Raw genomic sequence first — 3386 nt, forward strand, 5'->3', positions numbered from 1 at the left:
TATGCAGGTTATGCGTTAGGCCGAGGCCAACGCCTCGGCTCGCCGGGTGGCACGTTCCGTGGTCCGCGCCAGCTTCGCTTCCTGCTGCGTCGCGAGGGCGTCGAGCCCGGTGACGAAGGCGGAGACCTCCTCGCGGGCCTTCTCAGCCTCGCCATTCAGGCCCTCCAGGTCGAAGAACCGCCAGTGACGCAGGATCGGCAGCACCACGTCGTCGTGGTGGATGCGCAGGTTGTAGATGCCGGCCCGGGCGATCTGGATCGCCTTGCGGCCGAAGTCACGGATGCCGGTGCCGGGCATCTGGAAGTTGACGAGCTCGTCGCGGATGGCCACCACGGTACGCGAGGGGTCGAGCTCCAGCGCCCCCGCGATCACGTTCCGATAGAAGATCATGTGCAGGTTCTCGTCCGTCGCCACCCGCGTGAGCAGCTTCTCGGCGATCGGTTCCCCGCAGAAACGGCCAGTGTTGCGGTGGCTCACCCGGGTCGCCAGTTCCTGGAAGGAGACGTACGCCGTTGCCTCCAGCGGGGACTTGTCCCGGCTGTCGTAGCCCTTGCCCATCTGGTACATGCGGTTGCGTTCGAGGGCGATCGGGTCCACCGCCCGGGTGACCAGGAGGTAGTCGCGCATCGCTATGGAGTGGCGCCCCTCTTCGGCGGTCCACCGGTGCACCCAGCTTCCCCAGGCGCCGTCCCGGCCGAACGCGTCCGCGATCTCCCGGTGGTAGCTCGGCAGGTTGTCCTCGGTCAGCAGGTTGACCTCGAACGCGATCTGCGCGATCTTGGAAAGCTTCGACTGCCCGGGCTCCCAGGGGAGACTGTCGAAGTCGCGGCCCTCGCCCCAGGGTACGTACTCGTGCGGCATCCATTCGGCGGCGACGCCGAGATGCCGGTTCAGGTTGGCCTCGGCGACGGGCTCCAGATCGCGTATCAGGTCGATGTCCGTGAGTGATTTCATTGGGGAACTGTTCCAGAGGGATCATGTGTTAACCATGTCCCGCGGGTGTGGATTACCGAGCGTGGAACTGTTCCGCCGAGGCAGTCCCGCTGCGGGAGCGGGCATCCTTGCCAGGCCCGGCGAGGACGCCCGGCCGGACAGTCCCGGCGCGCCCGGTCGGCATCCGGCTCACACCGAACTCTCATGATGCTCGGATGAACTCGACGCGGACGATGTCGACATCGCCGCCCGCATCGCCGTCCACCCGCTGCATCGAGGTCGCGTCCAGGGAGCCGGACATGTCCACTGCCCCGCGTGTGCTGGTTGTCGACGATGAGCCGAACATCGTCGATCTGCTGCGGATGGCGTTACGTTTCCATGGTTTCGACGTTCTGACCGCGACCACCGGTCGGGCGGCGCTCGAGTTGGCCGTCGAGGCCCGGCCGGATCTGATGATCCTTGATGTGATGCTGCCCGACATCGACGGCTTCGAGATCTGCCGGATGTTGCGCGCGGACGGGCACCCGGTACCCGTCGTCTACCTGAGCGCGCGCAACGCCCACCGGGACAAGATCGCCGGCCTCACCTACGGCGGCGACGACTACGTCACCAAGCCGTTCGCCGTCGACGAGCTCGTCGCCCGGGTCCGGGCCGTGCTGCGCCGGACGTCACCTCCGCCGGCCGAGCCGGCACCCGTGCCGCCGTCCCCGCTGCGGTTCGCCGACGTGGAACTCGACCGGGACGCCCATCTCGTCCGCCGCGCCGGGGAACCGATCGACCTGTCGCCGACGGAGTTCTCCCTGCTGCGGTACTTCCTGACCAACCCCAACCGGGTGCTGTCCAGGACCCAGATCCTCGACGCGGTGTGGAGCTACGACTACGCGGGCGAGCCGACCATCGTGGACCAGTACGTCAGCTACCTGCGGCGCAAGCTCGGCCGGCACGGCCCGTCTCTCATCCACACCCAGCGTGGTTTTGGCTACGTGCTGCGCCTTCCGGTGGCGGGGTCCAACCGGTGACGCTCCGCCTGAAGCTGATGTCCGGCCTGATCGCGCTGACCGCACTGGGACTGGTCATCGTGGGTGGGGCGAGCGTGTTCGCGCTGCGTGCCTACCTGGACGACCGGATCGACCAGCAGCTCACCCGCGCGCGGGTGCTGGGCGGCCTGCCGGCTGCTGCCTATCTGTCCCGGTGGGAGGCGCTGGGCCGGGCCGGGGTGGAGCGGGCCGTGGCGCCGACCGACTACCTGGTGGAGATCCGGCGGACGGACGGGACGGTGCTGCGCATCGCGGGTTCGGTGACTCCCACGCCGCCGGCTACGCCCCTGCTGGACGCCGCCGGGGACCGGGGTGCCGCACCGTTCACCGTCATCGCCGACCGGGAGCGGTACCGAGCGGTCGTCCGGGACAGTCCGCGCGGGCCACGGGTTCTCGTCGCGCTGCCGCTGAAGCCGGTCGCGGAGACGGTCCACCGACTGGTGATGATCGAAGTGGCGGTGGGTCTCGCGGTGCTCGCCGCGATCGCCGTGCTCGCCTGGGTGCGGCTGACCCGTGGCCTGCGCCCACTGCGTCAGATGATCTCCACCGCGTCGGCGATCGCCGGGGGGATCTCGACCGGCGGGTGCCGGCGGGGTCGGCCCGTTCGGAGACCGGTCAGCTCGCCATGGCCCTCAACACGATGCTCGGCCAGATCCAGGCCGCGTTCGCCGCCCGGGTCGCCTCCCAGGAGCAGCTCCGCCGCTTCGCCGCCGACGCCTCCCACGAGCTGCGGACGCCGTTGACCTCGATCCGCGGCTACGCCGATCTGCTGCGCGGCGGAATGGTGACGGCGATCGACGCGGATGACGCGCTACGCCGGGTCCAGGAGGAGGCCGCCCGGATAAGCACCCTCGTCGACGACCTGCTGTACCTGGCCCACCTCGACGAGCAGCGACCGATGCGGCGGGCCGAGATCGACTTTGCCAGGCTCGTCCGCGACGCCGTCGCCGACCTGCGGGTCGCGGTCCCCGAGCGCCCGGTGAGCGCCGAGCTCCCGGCGAGCTGTGTCGTCCTCGGCGACGAGAACGCGCTGCGCCAGCTCGCCGGCAACCTCCTGACCAACGCCCGCGTCCACACCCCGCCCGAGACGCCGATCGAGGTGCGGCTGCACGCGCTGCCGGCGGGCGCCGCGCCGACCGGCCCCGCCGCCCCCGGGACCCCCCGGGGGCGCGGAGCTTCACGTCATCGACCACGGGCCGGGCATGCCACCGGAGGTTGCCGAGCACGTGTTCGACCGCTTCTACCGGGCCGCGGACAGCCGGGCACGGGGGCCTGGCGGCAACGGGCTGGGGCTGTCCATCGTCGCGGCGACCGCCGCCGCCCATGGCGGCCGGGTCGAGGTGTCCAGTGCCGTCGGCACCGGCACGGTCTTCCGGTTCCTGCTGCCGGTGCCGGTTCCGGAGGCGGCATCGTGGG

At 70.5% G+C, this 3386-nt stretch carries 3 protein-coding genes and 1 pseudogene; 3 read left to right on the plus strand and 1 reads right to left on the minus strand.

Going from position 1 to position 3386, the window contains the following annotated elements; all coding sequences use genetic code 11:
• Positions 1-15 precede the first annotated feature (15 nt).
• Positions 16-954 carry an acyl-ACP desaturase gene (locus AC08OU_RS21385; RefSeq protein WP_462189227.1) on the minus strand — a complete coding sequence of 313 codons (939 nt, stop codon included), beginning with the start codon at positions 952-954 and terminating at the stop codon, positions 16-18.
• A 278-nt stretch (positions 955-1232) separates the two neighbouring features.
• Between AC08OU_RS21385 and AC08OU_RS21390 the strand changes: the two genes are divergently transcribed.
• The 3 genes and pseudogenes from AC08OU_RS21390 to AC08OU_RS21400 all read left to right on the plus strand — a co-directional run.
• Positions 1233-1952 carry a response regulator transcription factor gene (locus AC08OU_RS21390; RefSeq protein WP_476601864.1) on the plus strand — a complete coding sequence of 240 codons (720 nt, stop codon included), beginning with the start codon at positions 1233-1235 and terminating at the stop codon, positions 1950-1952.
• A gap of 601 nt (positions 1953-2553) precedes the next feature.
• Positions 2554-2799: pseudogene (locus AC08OU_RS21395) on the plus strand (histidine kinase dimerization/phospho-acceptor domain-containing protein); the annotation flags it as partial.
• Between the two features lie 373 nt (positions 2800-3172).
• A partial coding sequence (locus AC08OU_RS21400; RefSeq protein ID WP_476605630.1) for an ATP-binding protein occupies positions 3173-3386 on the plus strand: 214 nt, incomplete at its 3' end.

The organism is Frankia sp. CcMO1 (assembly GCF_977945845.1).